The following is a 22,387-nucleotide window of genomic DNA, read 5'->3' as shown; positions in this document are numbered from 1 at the left end:
GACCCCATTTGTGAAATCTCAACCAGTCTCCATTTATGAAGGCCATTGTTCAATAAACTCTCTACAGGTAAGAAAGGAACATCCAGCATTTTTGCTTATAAATTTTTCCAACTTATTTTTTGCGCTGCTCAAATTCACATAATGACGATAACGGTAAAAGGGTTTTACACCATTTATCCTCGGCTGATCCGGATCAATTTCCCATGGATGCATATAAAAAGTATAACAACCTGTTTGCAGAAGGATTTGTTTTACGCCAGCCAGATGCAGAAAAGATGGTAACAACCTAAAGTACCCACCTCCTCCCCATGGAATTACTCTGTTGCCAATCCTCAAATTACTCACTGGAATCTCATAAAAAGAGGGAGACAGAGCGTAAAGAGGAAGATCTTGTTGCATATTTTTAAGCTGCGTTAAAGCCCCATATCTCCCATGGCCCTCATAGGAGTTATAGCTCGAATCATAAAGATATCCAGCCTCCTGAACACTATTAATGGCATCATCTGTTATGGAAAAACTCGGCGCTCGATAACCTGAGACCTCACTCCCTATAATATCCTCCAGGATGCCTTTACTTTTTATTAAATCCCGCCGCAAAACGTTCGGTGTCTGTTTGTAGCAAAGATCATGGTTTATCCCATGGGATGCGACCTCATGACCTCTCTGATGTATTTCACGCACCAGATTTGGGCAACGTATTGCTATCCATCCGAGAATAAAAAAAGTCGCCCTTACTGGGATTGGAGCATCAGCTAATAGATCTAACAGTTCAATCGTGTTATTTTCCACCCGTAACTCTCGTAAAGGCCAAGTGGAATTGGATATACACTGCTTAAAATTCTCAACCTGAAACCAATCTTCGACATCAAAAGTGAGGAGAATTTTTTTATTGTTAATGGATGGTGGGTCCATCAATTCTTTTCTGGTAATACTAATTTCATCACATCTTCATCTCTGTTCAACCATTTTATGTGCGTTTTCTTAGCAACAATGAGGAATCCAACTCAATACATTATACATAGAATCAATGACTTACCAGTGGAACAATTCTTTCTCCCAGGAGAGCGTGAGTAAAATGCGATGGTCGTCGTAATCATCACCTACGACCTCAGAATTCTCTTTTGTGTAGGTGTATGCAATACTGGCATTGTAAAATTGCCAGAAACCATATTTCAGTACTGTTCCGGCAACGTAAATATCCTTGTGATATTTTTCCAACTGGGGAACCCCTCCACTGCTCTGAGATATCACGGGTTGTTGGCGGTCCTCATAAGTATAAGCGAGGACACCGGACAAGGTCAGATCTTTCTGTAACTGGTAACTCCCTGAAAGGCTGGAATTCCAGGAATCAACAACACCATTCTCATTTGACCCTGAGAAGTTATCAGTATCATATTTTTTTTCTACCAGAAAATTAACAAATCCATGCTCCAATGAATAATTCACCTCGGCGATCCCGTTTGAACTCCAATTAGCATCTGTGCCTTCGGTTTTTTCGTAGGATGGACCAGCACCGAGTCTTGTGTACATACGAGGCGAAAAATCCCGTCGCCAAGTTAAACGCGCCTGATGAACGTCAGTGTCATTCGACGAAGTTTCATCATATACAGTGCCAATATAATTGTAGGTGAGCGATAGCGGGTTGTGGACAATCGAATCATTATCAAGCCCAAGTAGCAAGTGGTATTCATCAAGATCCCCTGACTGCCCATATCCTGTCAACCCAGTCGTTACATTTGACTCAATTGCTTTATAAATACCCCGAACAAATTGCATATCCAGGGTAGATCGCCACCTCGGATTATATCGATGTTCATTTCTTACGCTGGCTGTATATCGATCGTAGTCCTGATCGCCACTGGCAATCGAATCATCATTTCTTAAGACATCATAACCAAGGCCCAATCGTATTGAGCTGTTCTCTCTATAGAAATTCTCAGAGAAGAGATTCAGCGTATTAAGCCAGTAGAGCGTCCTGTATCGGTTAGGAGAGAGCTGCGGCTCTGTTGACGGAGGAGCAACCACCTGTGGAGGATTTGCAGGATCGCTCAAGATTCCGGTCTCAGTATTTTGATAGTCAGATCTTAAAAAATTATTAGTGATTCCAAGCTGCCAGGATTTGGTCATGAACCTTTTTGCTGCGAGGTTCAGATTTGCGTCCCAGTCCGTGCCGGAATCAATAAGATCGTATCGGATGCCAGGGTTAACTTTCATTTCGAGACTGTCTCTCTCGCTGAGACTTGTGAATTGCATCATTGGAGTGAGCACGATACGCCGATAGTCGTCACTATAGTTATCGTAGCTTCGGTTATCGTTATCGAGACCTATACTTAAACCACCTTTCAAGCTGTTGTCCCGACTAAAAGAAGCTTCGGGAATCATGATCAGGACTATGACCGCCAGGGCAGTAATCGTTTTCAAATTTATTGTGTCAGACATCTGCGTTTTGTTGCCTCCAAATTATTAGTGTACGATGACTATATCGCCTGCCTTGATAAGGATATTTTTTTCTAATTCTTTTCCTTTTAGAAAATCATCATAATCAAATTGCAAAGTATTATTTTTGAAAGGTTCGGTTCCGGCGTCTTTTCTGACGACAGTGATTTCGGAATTAGCCCATTGATCGAATCCACCACACCGGGCGATTACCTGAACGAGATTGATGGGGTAATCAAGAAAAAATATCCCCGGCTTGGCCACTTTTCCCATAACTGTGTATCGCTGGCTATTACTTTGCGCGAGGACAACCGTCACGACCGGATCATCATAGACCGTTGCAAAGATTATTTTCAAATAGTCAGCAAGCTGCGTCAGGGTAAATCCAACTGCATCGACATCACCAACGTGTTTGAGAGAAATTTTTCCGTCCATGCGGACGGTTACTCCGCCAACGCTGCTGCGTGGACTGTCCTCCATAAGATCCTTCTTTGCCACCGCAGGCTCTTCTGTCGACATATCCCCCTCACCATAGACTTGGACGCTGAGTATGTCACCGGGACCAACGACATACTCGTTTGCTCCTTTCGCATTTGTTTTTGCTTGAGACATAACTTTTTCACGGGCTTTGGCCATTAACTCCTTCGATACAGGAACATCAATTGTAGATTGTGCCGCCATCGCACTGCTGCCGAAAAGCATCACGATTGTAGTTAATAGCAAAAAGTTTACGTATTTCGACATGGTTCCCCCTCTATCTATGAAGAATTTAACAATTAAAAAACCTATCAATGAACCAGTAAATCATATCCGCACTTGTTTGTCACTCCCCAGTATAAGCGGATGCCATTTTTCTCTTTAAAATAAAAATTATGTTTCCATGCCTTTTTCGATAGAAAAAGTCTTCCTTTATATATAAACTATCCTGATCGAAAAGTTTGCCTTTTACGTTCGGTGATCTTTTATCAATAAGTTATTCCAACTCTTTCATTAGGTTTGCCCATGACTGTCTCCCGTTTCACCGTTTTAATTCTAACTATACTCTTGATTTCTACTCTGACAGCCTGTTCAACTCCCGACGAAAAAAAAGAAAAACATTACCTGCGAGCTCTAGAGTACATAAAAATTAATGACGATAAAGCAGCCGCTCTTGAGCTGAAAAATGCCATTCAAATCGATGCCAAATTTGCCAAGGCCAGGTATCAGTTGGGCCTGCTGTACATGAAGGCAGGCAACGCGCAGGCTTCCTTCGGGGAACTGCAGCGAACAGCGTCTCTTGATCCTAAAAATCTTGATGCCGGGGTAAAAGTTGCGGAATTTTATCTCCTCTCCCGCAAAAAAGCCGACAGCCGCAGATTTGTCGAACAGGTCCTGCGTGTCGACCCCAATTATCAGGATGGATTGGCTCTCCTGGCTAATCTTGAACTTATTGAAGGCAATTTTGCCAAAGCCGAGGCGTCGATCGACAAAGCCATCGCTCAGGCGCCGGACAACGACCGATTTTACAATATCAAAGGGCGCATCCTTATAGCTCAGGACAAATGGGCAGAAAGTGAAAAATTATTCCAAAAGGCCATTCAACTCAATCCCGATAATATTGCCAACTATCGAACGATGTTGATGTTCTACGAGCAGAAAAAAGACGAGCCTGCCATACAAAAGCTTCTCCATACAATGATCCCCAAGTTTCCCAACAATCCCCAGATGCACATGATCCTTGCCAACCTCTATCAACAAAAAGGCGAGCTAGACAAAGCAGAAAAAGAAATGCTGAGAATTGTTGCAATTGACAAAAAATCAATCCCGTCCAGACTAATGCTGGCACATTTTTATACAAAACACCAACAATTCGATAAAGCTGAAAAAACACTTACAGCGGCACTGCTTGATTTCCCGAATGACTTGCAACTCAAGGTAGAACTTGCCGAGCTGCGTTTTGATTTGCAAAAATTCGACCAGGCTCATGCAATCATGGAGAGCGTTTTAAAAACCAACCCTGCCAACGGAGGAGCAAATCTGATCAAAGCCCGCTTTCTTATCAGGGATGGTAAAAACAGTGAAGCGATGCAGATTATCACCCCGCTGTTGGCTGACTATCCTAAATGGCCAGATCTCTTCTATTATACTGCACTTACCCAGCTACGACTCGACCAGGCGGAACTGGCCCAGAAATATATCGACCAAGCCTTGCAAAATGACCCGACAAATGATCGATACCATGCCCTCGCAGCGCAAATATACCTGATCCAGGGTAATAACATCGAAGCGGAAAAAGAGGCAGCTCTTGCGGTTCGTATTAATGGGCGTAATGCCATCGCAGTGAAAATTCTTGCCAAATCCCTCGTCCAGGCTAAAAAATACGCAAAAGCTATTGAATTTATAGAGAACTTAAACCAGGAAGCAGTTGCCGGCGATGCCGAACTGTTGGGAAGTCTCGCCGTCGCCTATCTTGGCCAGGATAACAAAGACAAAGCCAGACAGACCTTTGCCGACGTGATGGAGCTGGCTCCCGACAACTCCAGAGCCCTCGACTATCTGACGGCACTGACCTTCGGACCAGACATACCCGGGAGAATCAGTTTTGTGAAAGCCCAGATCGCCAAAAGCAACACGGCAGGACACTATCTTTTGCTTGGTGAACTTTTAACGAAAAACAAGCAGTATGAAGAAGCACTGCATGCTTACCAGAAAGTTCAGGAGCTGGCCCCCGACAATCCACAGGGATATGTCCTTGCCGCACGGCTTTTAAGCCATCTGGGCAGAATCGATGCGACTATTGCGCAGTATGAAGATTTACTGAGTAAAAAGCCCGACTCCATTGCCGGAATTATGGGCCTGGCAACCGCCTATGAAGTTCAGGGCGCACTAGACAAGGCTAAAAGACAATATACCAGAGCTCTGGAGCTCCAGCCTAATCTGCCCGCTGCATCCAATAACCTGGCCTGGCTGCTTGCCTCAGAGGAAGGGGCAGATCTGGGCGAAGCCCTTCGACTGGCAATGCAGGCCAAACAAGCTCTTCCCGAGCAGCCGGAAATTGCCGATACACTGGGCTGGGTGCACTATAAACGCAAATCATATTCGCTGGCCATCTCTCAATTCAGACAGGCTCTTGAGACAAGCCCGGATAATCCTACCATCCAATATCACCTGGCTCTCGCCCTGTATGGTAACGATCAAAAATTGGAAGCCATTCAGTCGATTGAAAAAATACTGACGAGCGAGAGTGAATTTGCCGAGCGCAAGGATGCAGAAATATTATTACAACAGTGGAAAAAGGGCTGAGACAAAGAGGGGCTTTGTCCCCGAATGCAAATGGGATATGTTTTGGTGCGCCGGTTATTTCCCCAGGCAGAACTGTGTAAAAATTACATCGAGTATATCTTCGGTTGTCGTCTCACCGACAATCTCCGCGAGAAAATCGAGGCATTCCTGGAGGTCGATCGCGATAAGATCATTGGTCAACCCGGTTTCACAGGCAAATCTAATCCGGGCAGCGGCCTCAACCGCTTTTGCAAGTGCCTGTTTATGGCGAACATTCGGTGCGCAACCGCCTTCTTCCCATTGCTCATTGCCGGAAGTCATTAGCGCAAAGATGGCCTGCTTCAGCTGGTCGATGCCGATCTGTTCTCTGGCGGATATTTTTACGCATCGGCCAAGATCAGCGAGACAGGCAAGATCAGGAAGACCACCGTCGCAGAGATCGATTTTGTTGAGTACCGGCAATAATGGCTTATGTTTTACCTGAGCGTACAGTTTACGGTCAGCGTCGGTCAACTCCCGAGAGCCATCAATCATGAAAAGGATGAGATCGGCTTTATTGATAAGATCCCTCGCCCGCTGTATCCCAAGTTCTTCGACTTCCCCGGCATCATCTCGAATGCCCGCAGTATCAATGATACGAACCGGCATGCCGTAAATATCGACAATTTCCTCTATCGAATCCCGGGTTGTTCCCGGAACAGCAGTGACCAGCGCGCGCTCTTCCTGTAAAATAGTATTGAGCAGGCTTGACTTGCCAACATTGGGCAGACCGGCGATGACCAGAGAAATTCCCTCCCGGTACAATCGGCCCCGGTCGGCACTCTGCAGAAGGTTGGTGAGGGGTTGTGTGACTTCGCTTTCCAGTTGATCAAGCAGAGCACTGTGATCGATTATCTCCACCTCTTCGTCCGGAAAATCGATGGCAACCTCTATGACCGCCCGCATGCGGACGAGACTCTGGCGAATCGGATCAATTTTGTTATATAGGGCACCGGACAGTTGCTCCTGGGCAAGATCAACCCCTTTTCGGGTTTTAGCCGACAACACATCGATTACCGCTTCGGCCCGGGTAAGATCGATTCGTCCGTTAAGAAAAGCTCTCTTGGTGAATTCACCAGGTTCGGCCAGAACGGCCCCACTGTCAAGAATCAGCTCAAGCACGTTCTGCAGTACCAGAAAACTGCCGTGGCAGTGGATCTCCACGACATCCTCCCGAGTATACGTGTGGGGCGCGGCCATATAGACGGCCAGGACTTCATCAAGAATTTTTCCGTCTACAGACTGTCGGATATGCCCATAGTACAGCTGGTGGCTGCAAAAACAACAGGATGTCTTCTTTGGCTGGAAAATGCTTTTGAGCAGGGGAAGGGCTTGACTGCCACTGATACGGATTATACCGATGCCGCCAGCACCCGGAGGGGTAGATATGGCGGCTATTGTCTCTTGCCGGGCAAGGTTGTTCATGCAGGAATTCCTGGAACAGCAATCAGTTGTTGCTGTCTTTTTTGGGCCCGGATTTGTTTTGCCGCCCTTTAGCCGGCGGACGTTTTCGGCCAGTCGGTTTATTGCCTTTTCCGGGTTTATAGATGAGAATTTTTTTAAACAGCCCGTCACCGACCGAACGGCTGCGAATAGCATTATCTTCCTGAAGAATCATATGGATGACCCGTCGCTCGGAAGGGTTCAGAGCCGGAAGCACCTGGGTTTTGCCGTCTTCTTTTACCTGCGCCGCCAGTTCGACAGCTCTGAGCTTTAAATCATCGAGCCTCTTTTCCCGAAAATCACCGACATTAATGGAGATTCTCAGTCTTTCAGGCACCTTGCGGCTGATTATTTTACGCAGAATATATTGCAGGCTGTCCAGCACCTTGCCATCCACCCCGGTTAAATTTTCCTCAAATTCACCGCGAAGCGTGCAAGCCACCGACTGACCAGCAGTTTCTATTTCAACAGTAGAGGGAAAGCCCATCAACTCGACAAGGTGCAGGATTTCCGTTTTGACAATTTCCAAACTTTCCGGACTCACCTCAACGCCAGTGTCTTTAGCCACTGGCATATCATCGTCATCATCATCGATAATATCCTGCTCCTGGTCCTGCTCGCTTCCCACTTCCGCCTTTTTCGTATCTACTGTATCCGTTGCTTTAGCCGCGACAGGTTTCGCAGCTTCATGCTTCACCTTTTCAGACTTCACCTTTTCGGGTTTTGTCTGTTCAGGCTTCACCGGTGCGGGTGTACTCGGTTCGATCGGCTCTGACTTCCTGTCGCTTTCCGAGTCGGTACTGAGAAAGTCCTCGACGGCAAAGAGGTCAGTCTCTTCATTGTCAGGTTTTACCAACACACGGATATGCGCCTTTTTACGGATAAGACCAAATATGCCTGTAGTTCCAGTTTCAACAACTTCAATCTCAAGTTTTTCCTGGGCGACCCCTAAAGTGTCACAAGCATTTTTGATTGCCAGCGCAACCTCTTTGCCGTAAAAATCTTTTTTTTCTAAAGACATTTAATTACCTTCTCAAATATATCTCAACCGCAAAATCCGGTGATTTAAGCTGCTTTTATTCGTGTCTGTCCGCCGATCTCAGCTGGCAGCTGATGATAGAGCCGTTTTCTTGCTTTCACGATTAATAAGCACCTGCTGAAGAATGGAAAGCAAGTTGTTGATAAACCAATACAAGACCAAACCCGATGCAAAATTGAGAAACATAAAGGTAAATACCACCGGCAAAAACATCATGATTTTCGCCTGAGTAGGATCTGCCGTACTGGGTGACAGTTTCTGCTGCAAAAACATCGACGCACCCATGAGCAGAGTCAATACCGGCAGCCCACCGAGGTAGGGCAGGTCAAATCCCAGGTAGAGACGATCAGGCGCAGACAGATCGGTAATCCACAACATAAATGGCGCATGGCGCAATTCAATACACTGCAGAAGCACTTTATACAGGGCAAAAAAGACCGGGATCTGCAGCACCATCGGCAGACACCCGCCAAGCGGATTGACCTTGTATGTCTTGTAGAGGTTCATGACCTCCTGATTCATCTTGGTCGGGTCACTCTTATATTTTTCCTTTATTTTTGCCATCTTAGGCTGCAATTTCTGCATGTTTTTCATCGATTTCATGCCCTTTTGCGAAATCGGCCAAAAAACCGCCTTGAAGAGAACAGTAACCAAAATAATGGACACGCCATAATTATGACAAAAGGAGTAAAACATGTTCAGCAGCCAGAGAGTCGGTTTGGCGATGACATCAAACCAGCCGAAATTAACCGAACGATCCAGGTTATAGCCAATACTCTGCAGCATTTTTAATTTTTTAGGTCCGTAATAGACATGATAGTCATAGCTCTTTTCCGTCCCCGGTTTAAGCGTCTCAAGTGTTCCTGAGAGCTGAGTGGTTGCCAGCATCTCATTCCCCTGCATGGTGAACGAATTGCCCGCCCCGTCTTTTGGGATGAGCGCGCAGAGAAAATAATTTCCTTCGTAGCCGGCCCACTCTATTGCACCCTGAAGCGTTTTTGGTGCATCAGCAAAATCTTTCGCCTTTACCTCCTGCAATCCACCATTAATAAAAGCTACTGGTCCACCAAACAGGAATCGATTCGATGGGCTGACGACCCCTTCAAAATGGGCATTGACCAGACCCAGTTGCGGAACTCCCTGGAGGATGTGATCGGCATGATTTTTAACGGTGACGGAAAGATCGATCAGATAGTTGCTGTTGTCAAATGTGTAGAGGCGTTCGACCACCAGTCCGTTGCCGGCATCTGCCGTCATCCGCAACTCAGCTTTGCTTTTGTCTGCAGATAATTTGAGGGACTGCACGGTACTGTCATAGAGTATTCTTGCGCCAACAGCACTGCCCCAGGCGAATTGCAGAGGATATCCTTCGGCGGCGGTAGTCTTAACCAGTTGCATGCCAGGTGAATCCTTGTCATGTGTTTCCTTTTGTTTTTTAAGGACAAAACTGGTAATTGTGCCGCCATCTTCAGACAGGGTCGCAGTATACAGGTCTGTGTCAATGGTAATATCTCTTGGCGTACGGTCAAAGGTCTGCGCCGGAAGCGGTGCGATTGCCGGTGCCTGGGCTGCAGTGGCGGCGGCAGGCTGCTGTACCGGTTGAGCCGGTGCGGGCTGGGCTGATTGCTCAGTTGTCTCGCTGACGGGAACCGGTTTGTCAAAGCCGACAAAAAAGTATTGATACCCAAGTAGAATAATAAAAGAGATAACGATTGCTAAAAAAGCTCTATATGTGTCCATGGACTGTCCGTAATTTTTTGTGAGACCGGATTACGGTCTGTTTACCGTACCGGATCATACCCACCTCGGGAAAATGGGTGGCATCGGAGTATCCGGCGTATTCCCATAAGGGACCCCCGGACAACCCCATATTTTTCAATTGCCTGGATGGCATACGTTGAACAGGTGGGGATAAAGCGGCAGGTAGGGGGCAAAAGTGGTGAAATAAGATATTGGTACCCTCTCACCAATCCAATGAAAACCGCCTTTGGAATATTGCTTATTGTCATCTCGTACACCTGCTCAACAAGTAAAACTATCAGCAGCAGGTGCTATCAGAGGTGCCAGGGCAGCGCAGATATCTTCGGGGTGGGCGAAAGAAAAACCGGGACGAACGGCAAAGACGATATCAGCTCCTGCCGGATAGCAGCTTTGCCCGAGTCGGAAAGATTCCCGAATAATGCGCTTGAGACGGTTTCGCTTCACCGCACCATGAATCTTTCGGTGCACACTGATTCCCAACCTGCTTGTACTGGTCGAATTTGTCCGGCAGATCAGAGTAAAACCTTTTCCGTGCAAACGCCTCCCCTTGCTGTAAACTTCGTCAAACTCCCAACCTTTGCGGATCAGGGAGCTTTTCAAAAGTCGATGCCCGGCCAAAGCTATGCCGATAGCCTTTTGCGGCCTTTCGCTCTGCGTGATCTGATGACTGCTCTTCCGGCACGGGTACTCATTCTTTCACGAAATCCGTGGGTACGTTTACGTTTCAGGTTGCTTGGTTGAAAAGTACGCTTGCTCATTCTTCACTTCCTCATCGGTACATTCTATGGTCAGACCATGGAATATTTTTAGCTTCTGAGATTCCGGAGAATCTACTCTTTATTATGTGATTTCAAACTATTCCTCGGGTCGACACCCTCCCTGCACAAGCGGTGTGTCCAACTACAAGGTGACAAATTGCAAAACACAAATATTAACCACAATTAATTATCTGTGTCAATTATTTTGTTCTACAGGATCACCCGTATATTGCACAACCCAATCGGCTGTGCTATTCTCTGCGCTGCTTGAGCCAGAATAAATCAAGGTGAAAAAACTCATGATCAATGAAGAATATGATATAGCGGTTATCGGAGCCGGCCATGCCGGCTGCGAAGCTGCGCTTGCCGCAGCGAGAATGGGCTGCAAAACCCTGCTCACGGTAATTAATGCCGATACGATCGGGGCAATGTCCTGCAACCCTGCAATCGGCGGGCTGGCCAAGGGCCACCTGGTTCGGGAAATTGACGCCCTGGGCGGCGAAATGGCCAGAAACATCGATGCCACTTCCATCCAGTTTCGCCGGCTCAACACCAGCAAAGGCCCGGCAGTACGCTCATCCAGAGCGCAGGCAGACCGGCTGCTCTATCGCCTGCGCATGAAATCGGTGATTGAGAACCAGCCCAATCTGACGGTAAAACAGACGGTAGTTTCAGGGCTTCTCGTTGAAAATGACCGGATTTACGGGATATGCACGTCGCTTGACGAACACATCCATAGCAAAGCAGTGGTTGTTGCCACCGGTACTTTCCTGAACGGTCTGGTCCACATCGGCATGAAAAATTTTCCGGCGGGAAGACTCGGGGACGCACCATCAAAAGGGCTCGCCGCCTGGTTTAAGGACCACGGATTTGCCGTTGGCCGCATGAAGACCGGGACAGTGCCTCGACTCGCGTCGCACACCATCAACTACGCAGAATTGGAGATTCAACACAGCGATTACCCTGCCGCGCATTTTTCCTTCTCCGGGCATGGTGAGAACCGCGGCTACACCCTCCCGCAATTGCCCTGCTATATAACGTACACCAACGAAAAAACGCACGAGATCATTCGTCAGGGCATCGGCCAATCGCCCATGTACGCCGGGGTCATAAAAGGAGTAGGCGCCAGATATTGCCCTTCCATTGAAGACAAAGTCATGCGTTTCCCGGAAAAAGATCGGCACCAGATCTTTCTCGAACCGGAAGGCCTTGACACCACAGAGGTCTATCCCAACGGAATACCAACCAGCCTGCCGCTGGCCACCCAGAAAGCCATGATCAATTCCATCAAGGGATTGGAGCATGCCCAAATAATAAGGCCTGGATACGCCATTGAGTACGATTATGTCGACCCCCTCGGCCTGCATCCCTCACTGGAAACAAAACAGGTACAGGGTCTTTTTTTTGCCGGACAGATAAACGGCACCTCAGGGTACGAAGAAGCGGCAGCCCAGGGCCTTCTAGCCGGAATAAACGCAGTCCGTTCCAGCCGCAACCAGGAACCATTGATTCTCGACCGCTCGCAGGCGTATATCGGGGTCTTAATTGACGATCTGGTTACCTGCGGCACCAAAGAGCCCTACCGGCTTTTCACCTCAAGAGCCGAATATCGGCTGTTGTTGCGTGAAGATAACGCGGACAGTCGTCTGGCCCAGATTGGTTACGAGTTAGGGCTGGTATCGGAAGAGGCACATAGTCAATTCCTGCAGAAGCAGCAATTGATCGCCAGCGGCACTCAGGCACTGGAACAGGTGTCTCTCAAACCAGGCCCGGCAACAAATGCGGCTCTTACAGCACTAAATAGCAGCGATCTCAAACAAAAATGTACCCTCGCCGATCTGCTGCGCCGGCCTGAGTTGTCTATCAGATCCTTTGCATCGCTGCCGATCACAGATGACGCGCTGCAAACAGTAGAGGAGCTCATTTCCAGTCCGGTCAGAGAAGAGATAGAGCTCCGGGTGAAATTTAAAGGCTACATCGACCGACAAACCGAACAGGTGGCCCGGTTCAAAAAAATGGAATCAGTTCTGCTGCCAAAAGACATTAATTACCGCTCTCTCTCCGGCCTTTCCAATGAGGTGGTGGAAAAACTGACCAGGATCCAGCCCCTCTCACTTGGCCAGGCATCAAGAATTTCCGGCATAACACCAGCGGCCATCTCGGTACTGCAGGTACACTTAAAGAAATTACAAAAATAGCATCAGACACCTTTCATCTGCCTCTATGACGCCTTTGTCCTTTCCGAATATCGACCCGATAATCTTCAGCCTCGGGCCGTTGCATGTACGTTGGTATGGACTGATGTATGTGCTCGGATTTCTGGCAAGCTATTTTCTCGTCAGGAAACAGATCCGGGAATACCACTACGACCGGCTTGCCGAACATTTTGAAAACCTCAATCTGGTACTCATCCTGGGAGTTGTGGTCGGCGGCAGACTGGGCTATGTCTTTTTTTATAATTTTTCTTATTACATGGCTCATCCTCTGGAAATTCCTGCAACCTGGAGTGGCGGCATGTCGTTTCACGGAGCTTGCCTGACCTTGTTGATAGCTGGCTGGGTTTTCTGCCGGAAGAACAAGCTCGATTTCTGGAAAAGTGCCGATATTTATATAGCCACCCTCCCTGTCGGCCTCGGTTTAGGCCGGATAGGCAATTTTATCAATGGCGAACTGTATGGACGAGTCAGCGACCTGCCCTGGGCCATGACCTTTCCGGGGGGCGGTCCTTTCCCCCGACATCCGTCACAGCTCTATGAGTCGGTGCTTGAAGGCGTTGTGCTTTTTATCATACTCTGGTCAGTACGAAAAAGGCCATGGCAGCAGAATCACTACTGGCCTCATGGCAGTATCACAGCCCTCTTTCTCATTGGCTATGGCTGCCTGAGAATTGTTGTCGAGAATTTCCGGGAACCGGATCAACAGGTGGGATATGTAATTGGCCTCTTTACCATGGGCCAGCTTCTTAGCGGGCTGATGGTAGGAAGCGGCCTGCTTATCTGGCTGCTCCGCTTGAAAAGAAACGCACACTGAAGATTTCCTGAGAAAAACCCTATCTATTAACCATATTTCCTTCGAAATTGCAATTCCTTGCTGATTTTGCACATATCTCCTTTTAATATTTCCAATTTTTCTTGACTTTCTTCGCAAGAGCGCTTTGATTAGCTGTGCTGAAAAGACAGGCAATTTCGACTCGGACTGTCCGCTGGTTATTGTAAGCTGAAGGGATAAATCCCTTTTAGAATATTGTAATTTTTTTAAGGAGCAGACACGATGATTCAAATGATTTTCCCGTTTCTTGCCTGGTTTAAGGATTATGACATCGGCAAGTTCAAGATTGATTTCCTGGCCGGCATTACAGTCGCCCTGGTTCTGATCCCCCAGTCAATGGCCTACGCCCAGCTTGCCGGATTACCAGCCTATTACGGTTTGTATGCCGCTTTTCTGCCGCCAATGATTGCCGCACTCTTTGGGTCGAGCCGCCAACTGGCAACCGGACCTGTTGCGGTGGTCTCTCTTATGTCTGCGGCATCTCTTGCCCCACTCGCCACTGCCGGATCAGCCCAGTTCATCGCGTATTCGATTACACTCGCGCTGACGGTTGGCATATTCCAGTTTTCCCTTGGGGTACTTCGACTGGGACTGGTCGTCAACTTTCTGTCTCACCCGGTAGTCAATGGCTTTACCAACGCCGGTGCCATTATCATCGCAACATCGCAATTATCCAAATTTTTTGGCGTCAATGTCGACTCGGCAGAACATCATTATGAAACAATGGTTCGGGTCTTCCAGGCGGCAATGGACTATACCCACCTGCCGACCCTTATCTATGGTGTCAGCGCGGTGATCATCATGGTGGTTCTTAAAAAAATCAACCCGCGTATCCCCAACGTGCTGGTTGCGGTGGCCATCACTACCCTGATTTCCTATTTCACCCATTACAACAACGATGCCAAGATCGATGTCTCCGCAATCCAGTCTCCTGCAATTGCCGAGAAAATCACCGCGTTCAACCAAGCAGCCAAAGAGCTTGAGTCCCTATCAACCGAACGATCGGAGATGGAGCATCACGTAAATGATGAGATCAGCAATCTGCCCAAAGGACATGGCGGCAAGAGTGTCAAGCTGATTGAACTGCAGAGCCAGGTGGAACTCCTCACCCTGAAAATAAATGATGCGAAACATCACACCCACACCCTGAGGGAGCAGCTTCGAGCGGCTAAGTTTGCCGGGGTCAAAACAGATAACACGCTGACCCTTTTTCCAAAAGATTCAATTCCCGATGGAGTAAAAACAGACGGCAATACCTGGAAGCTCAAGGTAGGCAATTCTCCATTAAAGACCGCCGAGCTTACAGTTATCGGTGGCGGTGAGGTTGTAGGCAAGATCCCTGAAGGCCTGCCTAAATTCACCATCCCTGAGCTCAGCGTCAAATCGTTCTTTAAACTCCTCCCTACGGCAATTATCATCTCGCTGCTGGGCTTTATGGAAGCCATCGCCATCGCCAAAGCCATGGCGGCAAAGACCGGTCAAAAACTCGATCCGAACCAGGAACTCATTGGTCAGGGATTGGCCAACATTTTTGGCTCAATTGGTTCCAGCTATGCGGTTTCCGGTTCATTTTCCCGTTCTGCCGTTAACCTGCAGGCAGGCGCCGTGTCGGGTATCTCATCGGTGGTAACATCGATAATGGTCGTCATCACCCTGTTATTTTTCACTCCGTTGCTGTATCATCTGCCCCAGGCCGTTCTGGCTGCGGTTATCATGATGGCAGTCATTGGCCTGGTCAACGTCAGAGGTTTTATTCACTCCTGGAAAGCACAATGGTACGATGGCGCAATTTCTGTTCTCTGTTTCGTGGTCACTCTCTATTTTGCCCCGCACCTCGACAAAGGCATCATGGTCGGTGTCGGCCTCTCCATGATCGTTTTTCTCTACAAGTCTATGCGCCCAGTCGTCGCCAGGCTGTCAATGAATGAAGAAAATGTTCTGAAAAGTTCAGAACACTACCGCCTGAAAGGTTGTCGCCATATCTCGGTCGTACGTTTTGACGGTGCCCTCTTTTTTGCCAACGCCAGTTACCTCGACGAACAGGTCGCCAAATTCAGAACCGAACAACCCGATCTTCGCTATATACTTCTTGACGCCCGGGGCATAAATGATATGGATGCCTCCGGCGAAGAAGCTCTGGATATGCTCTGTAAAAGGGTACGCAGTGCCAAACTCGGTTTCGCCATGTGCGGTGTAAAAGGACAGGTGCTGAAAGTCATGGAGCGAACCGGCTTAATTGAAGAAATTGGCAAGGAACATATGTATGCCGACAGTAAAGCCGCTGTCGCTGCTCTCATCAAACAGATTCATACCGGGACCGATCTACCGGTGGCCGGGTGCAATGATTGCCCATTGACGAAATATATACCAGCAGAGAGCTGATTTTGAGTTCCCCCTCCGGTCTGCTGCCTGACCGGAGGGATCCCACCTTCACCGTCACAATCGCAGTATTTTCCGAGATTATCCGACTCTTCTTGCGATGGTTCTTACCGGCTGGTATAATCTGCGGCGTTTGTCTGTTTTTTATTATCAATATCAACCAGGAAAGCCCCCAATGAAAAAACTGCTCTTATTGTTCTGTGCACTCCTTGCGTCCGGAACACTTGCGTTTGCCAGCAGCGGTTCAGGCACAGAGTTAGATACCGCAGGACTTACCGGCTCCATTTTTGGCATACTCTCGGTCTTTCTTTTCGTGGGTGCCTATTCGCTGGTCATTCTTGAGGAGAAGCTCCATTTAAGAAAATCCAAACCTGTACTTCTTGCTGCAGGTATTATCTGGATCCTGGTTGCTATCACCTTCAGCAGGATGGGTGATAATCATGCCGCAGAGATAGCCATTCGCCATAACCTATTGGAATACGCCGAACTGTTCCTGTTTCTTCTGGTTGCCATGACCTACATCAATGCCATGGACGAACGTAATGTATTCCAGGCTTTGCGTTCCTGGCTTGTCACGCGGGGATTCTCGCTGCGAACTGTTTTCTGGGTGACCGGATTCTTAGCCTTTATTATTTCCCCGGTGGCCGACAACCTGACTACTGCTTTGCTTATGGGGGCGGTTGCCATGGCGGTCGGGGGCAGTGACAAAAAATTTGTGGCGATTGCCTGTATCAACATCGTCATTGCGGCTAATGCCGGAGGGGCGTTTTCACCGTTTGGCGACATCACAACGCTTATGGTCTGGCAAAAAGGAGTGGTCCAATTCAATGAATTTTTCCATATCTTCATTCCGTCACTGGTAAATTGGCTGGTTCCTGCTATTTTTATGAATTTTTCCATCAGCAAAAAAACCCCTCAGCCCAGCAAGGACCAGTATGTCATGAAAATAGGGGCGAAAAGAATCATGCTGCTCTTTTTAGCCACCATCATAACTGCAGTCTCATTTCATAATTTCCTCCATCTTCCGCCAGCGGCAGGCATGATGCTCGGTCTTGGCTATCTTGGTTTTTTCTCCTATTATCTGAAGAAGAAGGAACATCGCAATTACGATATTGACGATAATCCCCTGGCACATCAGACATATCATTCAAAGCCTGATCCCTTCGACCTGTTCCGTAAAGTCGCCCGGGCCGAGTGGGATACTCTGCTGTTTTTTTACGGGGTCATCCTCTGTGTCGGCGGACTATCCCAATTTGGTTATCTCGCCGCGGTTTCCAAATTTCTGTATCTCGGCTTGGGCGCAACCACAGCCAATGTTATTATCGGGATTCTATCGGCCGTTGTCGATAATATTCCGGTGATGTTTGCCGTACTGACCATGCGCCCTGAGATGTCCCATGGACAATGGCTGCTGGTTACCCTGACAGCAGGGGTCGGAGGCAGTTTGCTGTCAATCGGATCTGCCGCCGGAGTTGCTCTTATGGGCGCGGCACGAAATGTTTATACCTTCAATGCCCATTTGAAATGGACTCCGGTAATCGCTCTTGGTTATGCAGCATCTATCCTCTGCCACATTTTCATCAATGCCAGATTTATGTAAAAGGTCTGTCAAGGATTCTCATGGATAAACCTGCCAGCACCACTCTTCCTTTACCGATTTCCTGGGAGGAGTGCAGGCGGAGGGGATGGTCAGGTATCGACATTCTGCTTGTGACCGGAGATGCCTACATCGACCATCCATCCTTTGGTGTCGCGCTTATCGGCAGGCTATTGGAAAGCTACGGTTTTCAGGTAGCTCTCCTGCCACAGCCGCGATTCGATTCAGCTGAAGATTTCAAAAGATTTCCCACGCCGAGACTGTTCTGCGGTATCACCGCCGGAAACCTTGATTCCATAGTCGCCAACTACACCGGTAACGGCAAAGTGCGCGACACCGATGCCTACTCTCCCGATGGCAATCCGTGGCGCGGAACGGAGCGGGTCAAGACAGAACGCAGAAGACCGGATCGTGCCAGTCTCATCTATACCAGCCTGGCCCGTTCGGCTTTTCGCAACATCCCCATCATCCTCGGTGGCATTGAGGCTTCACTCCGACGCTTTGTCCACTATGATTTCAAACAGGAAAAACTCCGGTCATCCTTTCTAACCGACGCCAAAGCGGACCTCATCGTATACGGGATGGCCGAAAAGGCTATCGTGGAGATCGCAAGAAGGTGTGCAGCAAATAAATCTCTGCACAATATTTCAGGGACCTGTCAAAGATTTACCGACAGGGAACTGCAGGAACATTTATCTGAGACTTTCCCGGCAGGAAAGATAAGCAGCTCACCCAACACACTCGTCCTCCCCTCCTGGGATGACATAAAACGAGAAGTCGCTTTATTCCTCGATACCGAGATGGCGATAAACAGGCACTCAAGCGCTGCTTCCTCGCAAACAATCCTGCAACGCCAACAAACGCACTGGGTGGTGCAGCATCCGGCACCCCCCCCACTATCACCGTCTGAACTTGATGCGCTCTACGCCCTGCCCTATACGAGACGTCCGCATCCTGACCATCAGCACATCCCGGCCTACCGGATGATTAAGGATTCAGTAACCATCGTTCGGGGCTGTTCCGGTAACTGCTCTTTTTGTGCTATCACCAGACACCAGGGACCAGCAATAATCTCACGCAGCCGAGAATCCATCGTCAAGGAATGTGAACGTATCACGCAGATGGACGATTTTACCGGCACTATAAGCGATCTTGGCGGACCGACGGCCAACCTCTTCGGTACGCACTGCAGCATAGGTTCCTGTAAAAAACGCGACTGCCTCTACCCGCAACCCTGCAAAAAACTGGAGATAAACGAAGAGCTGTTTCTCCAGCTGCTGAACGATGTCGCCGCCATCCCCAGCATAAAGAATCTGTTCATTTCTTCCGGTCTGAGAATGGAACTGCTCCTTCGCACCCCTCGACTGTTGCGAAGGATCCTGCAGCATCACACCCCCGGATCATTGAAAATCGCCCCTGAACATACCGACGATGAACTTCTCTGTCTCATGCACAAGGAACCCCATAGTCTTCTTAAGAAATTTATTGCCGAATGTCGGAAGATAGAAAAAGAGATCGGTAAAAAGATGGAATTTACGCCGTATATCATCACGGCGCACCCCGGATCAACACCACAGCATGCCCAAAAACTTACCCAGGACATGCACAAGTTAGGGCTGCAAGTAAGAAAATTCCAGGATTTTACCCCTACCCCCGGGACCCTGTCCACTGCCATGTATGTAACTGGCTTGAAGCCAGGATCCAAGCAACCGCTGACGGTCCCGCGCAAGCAATCGGACAGGCAGCAGCAGCGTCGCATTGTGGAACAGTCACTTCAGCAGAAAGCTTTTCGCCCCAAAGGGTTCGGCCGCAAAAAGAAAAGATGATACATCTTGCCTAAGAACTCATCCCGCTCTTTTGTCCAGTATTATTATAGTAATTACCATAATAATAATGACTTTTATCAACCAGCCGGGTGGATATAAAGTTGCTCTTGTGCCCGTTGAAGATTACACCGATAATCTTGTTTTTGCCGATTTCCGAGATAAATTTTTCTATGAGGTTTCGACTGGAAAAGCCTTGTCTTACTACCAGTACCACCCCATCAACCACTTGAGACAGCACTTGCGATTCAGAGGCGACTTCAAGAGGAGGGGTATCAAAAATTACATACCTGTCGGGATAGCGGCCTGCCAGTTCCGCGATGAGTTTGTGCATCCGTTCAGAGCCAAGCAGCTCCGCCGGATTGACCGGGGGCAAACCACTGGGTAAAATCGTCAGTTTTTCCATAGAGGTGTTGCGGATAACTGAGGAGATATCATCTTTATCAAGAAGATAATCGGCCAGTCCACGATCGGATGGGAGACCAAAGAGTTGAGCGAGAGAAGGGGCACGAAGGTCACAGTCAACCAGCAGCGCATGCTGATCCACTCCTTGAGCCAGGGCGATAGCAAGATTAGCCGACACAAAGCTTTTCCCTTCACGGGGCAAGGCAGAGGTCACCATGATAGTTTTAGGTGCTGGTCGACCATCTTGAGGGATGAGTATTTTTGACCGTAAAACACGAAATGATTCGGCGATCTTGCTAGAAAAACTGGCCACCTTCGTCAACCGCTCATCCCACTGCGGGGAATAAATCTCAGTTCGTTGCGGTTCGCGGACCAAAAACGGTTTTTCTTCATTGCCACCAGTCGCTGCGTTATCTGCCGATCGAACCAATCTTTCTGTTTGTGTATCTGTAGTTGATTGCAGCGGTACTTCCAGACTGTAGCCTGATTTCTTCAGCGCTTTTGAGGTCTTTCCCATTTTCTTGTTATCCCAGATTTAAAAATTGCATTTTATGTCGGCGACCGCTTTTCAACATACTTTGTCAAGAGGTTCACTCCTGCAAACTTTTTAAACAGCATCCTAGCCTTGGTATGCTCCAGTGCTCATATCCTAAAAATCATCTTTTATTGAGAGCACATTCGCAATGTGCGCTAAAAGATTATATCCCCTCTCATCCAAAAGAACACAAATAACGTCGTAATAAGAGCAATTGCTGCTAAAAGCAGACTCAGAAGGAGTATCCTTTGCCATTTCTGTCGTTTCTGTTCAGCCTCAATTTCAATGTACGGGATTGTGGTGAGCAAGGGTATTCCTAGAAAAGGTTCTATTGTTTCCGCGTCCCTGAAAGAGGAATCAAATACATCTAACGCCAGAACTCCTCCGAGCCCGACACCAAGTCCTGCAAGTACACTGAATCCCATAATTATAAAAAAATTCGGTTTGATAGGCTTCCCCGAAAACTGGCCGGGATCTTCTATTTTGAACTGACTCCCTTTCTGGCGTATCTCAAGATTCAACATTGATTCTGCCTCGAGATTTTGAGCCACGAGGTAGTCATAATGTTTTTTAAGTTGATCATATTCCCGAGTCAGAGAAGACCATTCTGCTTCCCGCACAGGAGAGACAGCAAGCCATTTTTCATATTGCTCTATTTTTTCCCGCAACTGGTTCTTTTCACTTTCAATATTGACAATATTCCGCTCAATATCTTTGCGCTGTGATTCCAACTGCATCATTGTCTGCAAATTAGATGAATTTTGTCTGGCCAGTCGCCGCCCCTGCGAAGAACCGGTTGAAGAAGATTGTGACAATTTAGCCAGACCTTTTCCAGAAGTTGACCCACTCCGAATTTCCACCTCGAGCTTCTCAATAAGCTTTCGAACCCTCTTAATTTCCGGGTGCTTTTCAGTGTATTTCAACAATAAGCTGTCCAACGTCGAGCGTAATCTGGCCAAGCGCTGTTCGCTAGTCTCTTCTACTACATTTGGTTGATTACCGTCTGTTGCATATGCAGGTGCACGCTGCGCCAACATTTTCTGATTATTCATTTGATCCCGGATAAGCACTAGAGTTCGTTCCAGATCCTGGATACTATCCTGCTTTCCCTGGTATTGTTCGCGAAGAGAAGCCAGGCTGGCCATATTCATTTCACGATGCTCAGGCATTTCATTATAATACTTCAGTTTATAGTCTCGCATGTCATTTTCTTTCGCGTCCATGACTTTTTTGGCCATCTGCAGTTCCTGATTCGTATAGGTCGAAGTTTCTGTCGCTCTATCATGGCGATATTTCAGATTTTCCTCTATAAATTTTGCAGCAATTGCATTAGTCACTCTGACAACGTCTCCTGGATTGTTGCCGGAATACGATATGGTGAAAACATCTCCACGGTCAGATGGCTGTATCACGATTTTTTTCCTTAATATTCCAATAACATCCTCTATCGGAATTTTTTTTCGTAATTCTGGATAAAGATCATTATCCTTAATTATCTCTTCCAGATTAGTCCTGCTGGTAACAATCTGACTGAGAGTGCTGACAATGTCGCCTACCCGTGATTCCACATCGGGAGACTGTTTGTTCGGGCTTATCTTCTGCGGTTCGTAACTGACAAGACTTGAAGATTGGTACACTTTGGGCGTACGAAGGTAAACGCCAAGACCTACAGGCAAACTTAAAAGTAACATGGTGATGATGAATACTTTTTGTCGTGAAAACAGATCAAGATATTTGTTTACCAGTTGTCGTTGTTGTATATCCATAAGTAAATATTCTCTAGATTATGAGATTTTAATAGTTGCGCACGTATCATTCCAGTGTAGCATCTTCAGGAACCGAACGGTTAGTTTTTTTTAACAA

17 protein-coding genes are annotated in these 22,387 nt (G+C 47.7%); 6 read left to right on the top strand and 11 right to left on the bottom strand.

Annotation, left to right across the window (positions count from 1 at the left end):
* Positions 1-33: 33 nt before the first annotated feature.
* From FCL47_RS17020 to FCL47_RS17010, 3 genes are all read right to left on the bottom strand, one after another.
* Entirely contained in the window at positions 34-912 is an 879-nt protein-coding gene (locus FCL47_RS17020; RefSeq protein WP_136814734.1) for an XrtA system polysaccharide deacetylase, read from the bottom strand.
* A 120-nt stretch (positions 913-1,032) separates the two neighbouring features.
* Positions 1,033-2,439, bottom strand: coding sequence for a hypothetical protein (locus FCL47_RS17015; protein ID WP_136814733.1), 1,407 nt, complete (start codon positions 2,437-2,439; stop codon positions 1,033-1,035).
* A gap of 24 nt (positions 2,440-2,463) precedes the next feature.
* Positions 2,464-3,180, bottom strand: a complete 717-nt coding sequence (locus tag FCL47_RS17010; RefSeq protein ID WP_136814732.1) for a polysaccharide biosynthesis/export family protein — start codon at positions 3,178-3,180, stop codon at positions 2,464-2,466.
* Between the two features lie 258 nt (positions 3,181-3,438).
* Between FCL47_RS17010 and FCL47_RS17005 the strand changes: the two genes are divergently transcribed.
* Positions 3,439-5,718 (top strand): tetratricopeptide repeat protein, encoded by a 2,280-nt coding sequence (locus tag FCL47_RS17005; protein WP_136814731.1) that lies wholly within the window; start codon positions 3,439-3,441, stop codon positions 5,716-5,718.
* A 54-nt stretch (positions 5,719-5,772) separates the two neighbouring features.
* On the opposite strand, the gene mnmE is transcribed toward FCL47_RS17005, so the two are convergent.
* The 6 genes from mnmE to rpmH form a co-directional block, all read right to left on the bottom strand.
* The gene (gene mnmE / locus FCL47_RS17000) at positions 5,773-7,161 is read right to left on the bottom strand and encodes a tRNA uridine-5-carboxymethylaminomethyl(34) synthesis GTPase MnmE (protein WP_136814730.1); all 1,389 of its coding nucleotides are present in this window, start codon (positions 7,159-7,161) and stop codon (positions 5,773-5,775) included.
* Positions 7,162-7,183: 22 nt separating this feature from the next.
* On the bottom strand, positions 7,184-8,200 hold the full coding sequence (locus FCL47_RS16995; RefSeq protein ID WP_136814729.1) for a protein jag: 1,017 nt from the start codon (positions 8,198-8,200) through the stop codon (positions 7,184-7,186).
* 78 nt (positions 8,201-8,278) lie between these two features.
* Positions 8,279-9,958 carry a membrane protein insertase YidC gene (gene yidC, locus FCL47_RS16990; RefSeq protein WP_136814728.1) on the bottom strand — a complete coding sequence of 560 codons (1,680 nt, stop codon included), beginning with the start codon at positions 9,956-9,958 and terminating at the stop codon, positions 8,279-8,281.
* Between the two features lie 41 nt (positions 9,959-9,999).
* Positions 10,000-10,227 carry a membrane protein insertion efficiency factor YidD gene (gene yidD, locus FCL47_RS16985; protein ID WP_136814727.1) on the bottom strand — a complete coding sequence of 76 codons (228 nt, stop codon included), beginning with the start codon at positions 10,225-10,227 and terminating at the stop codon, positions 10,000-10,002.
* A 13-nt stretch (positions 10,228-10,240) separates the two neighbouring features.
* Positions 10,241-10,516, bottom strand: coding sequence for a ribonuclease P protein component (rnpA, locus tag FCL47_RS16980; protein ID WP_240744276.1), 276 nt, complete (start codon positions 10,514-10,516; stop codon positions 10,241-10,243).
* An 83-nt stretch (positions 10,517-10,599) separates the two neighbouring features.
* Positions 10,600-10,737, bottom strand: coding sequence for a 50S ribosomal protein L34 (rpmH, locus tag FCL47_RS16975; protein ID WP_136814725.1), 138 nt, complete (start codon positions 10,735-10,737; stop codon positions 10,600-10,602).
* Between the two features lie 287 nt (positions 10,738-11,024).
* Between rpmH and mnmG the strand changes: the two genes are divergently transcribed.
* The 5 genes from mnmG to FCL47_RS16950 all read left to right on the top strand — a co-directional run bounded on the left by mnmG (position 11,025) and on the right by FCL47_RS16950 (position 19,587).
* Positions 11,025-12,935 (top strand): tRNA uridine-5-carboxymethylaminomethyl(34) synthesis enzyme MnmG, encoded by a 1,911-nt coding sequence (mnmG, locus tag FCL47_RS16970; RefSeq protein WP_370459573.1) that lies wholly within the window; start codon positions 11,025-11,027, stop codon positions 12,933-12,935.
* A 25-nt stretch (positions 12,936-12,960) separates the two neighbouring features.
* Positions 12,961-13,767: a prolipoprotein diacylglyceryl transferase gene (lgt, locus tag FCL47_RS16965; protein WP_136814723.1), complete on the top strand. Its 807-nt coding sequence runs from the start codon at positions 12,961-12,963 to the stop codon at positions 13,765-13,767.
* A gap of 240 nt (positions 13,768-14,007) precedes the next feature.
* Positions 14,008-16,167: a SulP family inorganic anion transporter gene (locus FCL47_RS16960; protein ID WP_136814722.1), complete on the top strand. Its 2,160-nt coding sequence runs from the start codon at positions 14,008-14,010 to the stop codon at positions 16,165-16,167.
* Between the two features lie 172 nt (positions 16,168-16,339).
* Positions 16,340-17,764: a sodium:proton antiporter NhaD gene (nhaD, locus tag FCL47_RS16955; RefSeq protein ID WP_136814721.1), complete on the top strand. Its 1,425-nt coding sequence runs from the start codon at positions 16,340-16,342 to the stop codon at positions 17,762-17,764.
* 20 nt (positions 17,765-17,784) lie between these two features.
* Positions 17,785-19,587 (top strand): YgiQ family radical SAM protein, encoded by a 1,803-nt coding sequence (locus tag FCL47_RS16950; protein ID WP_136814720.1) that lies wholly within the window; start codon positions 17,785-17,787, stop codon positions 19,585-19,587.
* Positions 19,588-19,597: 10 nt separating this feature from the next.
* Here the strand turns inward: FCL47_RS16950 and FCL47_RS16945 are convergent, their stop codons facing one another.
* Positions 19,598-20,506, bottom strand: a complete 909-nt coding sequence (locus FCL47_RS16945) for a polysaccharide biosynthesis tyrosine autokinase (RefSeq protein WP_136814719.1) — start codon at positions 20,504-20,506, stop codon at positions 19,598-19,600.
* Positions 20,507-20,679: 173 nt separating this feature from the next.
* A complete protein-coding gene (locus FCL47_RS16940) occupies positions 20,680-22,290 on the bottom strand; it encodes a hypothetical protein (RefSeq protein WP_136814718.1) in 1,611 nt (536 codons plus the stop codon).
* Positions 22,291-22,387 lie beyond the last annotated feature (97 nt).

This window comes from Desulfopila sp. IMCC35006, from assembly GCF_005116645.1.
Taxonomy (GTDB): domain Bacteria; phylum Desulfobacterota; class Desulfobulbia; order Desulfobulbales; family Desulfocapsaceae; genus Desulforhopalus_A.
Note: the sequence above shows the minus strand (reverse complement) of the source record. Positions and strands in the feature narration are given on the sequence as shown.

Coding starts and splice junctions, on each gene's coding strand:
- FCL47_RS16960 (WP_136814722.1), top strand. CDS start 14,008: ATGATTCAAATGATTTTCCCGTTTCTTGCCTGGTTTAAGGATTATGAC.
- yidC (WP_136814728.1), bottom strand. CDS start 9,958: ATGGACACATATAGAGCTTTTTTAGCAATCGTTATCTCTTTTATTATT.
- yidD (WP_136814727.1), bottom strand. CDS start 10,227: ATGACAATAAGCAATATTCCAAAGGCGGTTTTCATTGGATTGGTGAGA.
- FCL47_RS16945 (WP_136814719.1), bottom strand. CDS start 20,506: ATGGGAAAGACCTCAAAAGCGCTGAAGAAATCAGGCTACAGTCTGGAA.
- FCL47_RS16995 (WP_136814729.1), bottom strand. CDS start 8,200: ATGTCTTTAGAAAAAAAAGATTTTTACGGCAAAGAGGTTGCGCTGGCA.
- nhaD (WP_136814721.1), top strand. CDS start 16,340: ATGAAAAAACTGCTCTTATTGTTCTGTGCACTCCTTGCGTCCGGAACA.
- FCL47_RS17020 (WP_136814734.1), bottom strand. CDS start 912: ATGGACCCACCATCCATTAACAATAAAAAAATTCTCCTCACTTTTGAT.
- FCL47_RS16940 (WP_136814718.1), bottom strand. CDS start 22,290: ATGGATATACAACAACGACAACTGGTAAACAAATATCTTGATCTGTTT.
- FCL47_RS17010 (WP_136814732.1), bottom strand. CDS start 3,180: ATGTCGAAATACGTAAACTTTTTGCTATTAACTACAATCGTGATGCTT.
- rpmH (WP_136814725.1), bottom strand. CDS start 10,737: ATGAGCAAGCGTACTTTTCAACCAAGCAACCTGAAACGTAAACGTACC.
- FCL47_RS16950 (WP_136814720.1), top strand. CDS start 17,785: ATGGATAAACCTGCCAGCACCACTCTTCCTTTACCGATTTCCTGGGAG.
- mnmE (WP_136814730.1), bottom strand. CDS start 7,161: ATGAACAACCTTGCCCGGCAAGAGACAATAGCCGCCATATCTACCCCT.
- FCL47_RS17015 (WP_136814733.1), bottom strand. CDS start 2,439: ATGTCTGACACAATAAATTTGAAAACGATTACTGCCCTGGCGGTCATA.
- lgt (WP_136814723.1), top strand. CDS start 12,961: ATGACGCCTTTGTCCTTTCCGAATATCGACCCGATAATCTTCAGCCTC.
- FCL47_RS17005 (WP_136814731.1), top strand. CDS start 3,439: ATGACTGTCTCCCGTTTCACCGTTTTAATTCTAACTATACTCTTGATT.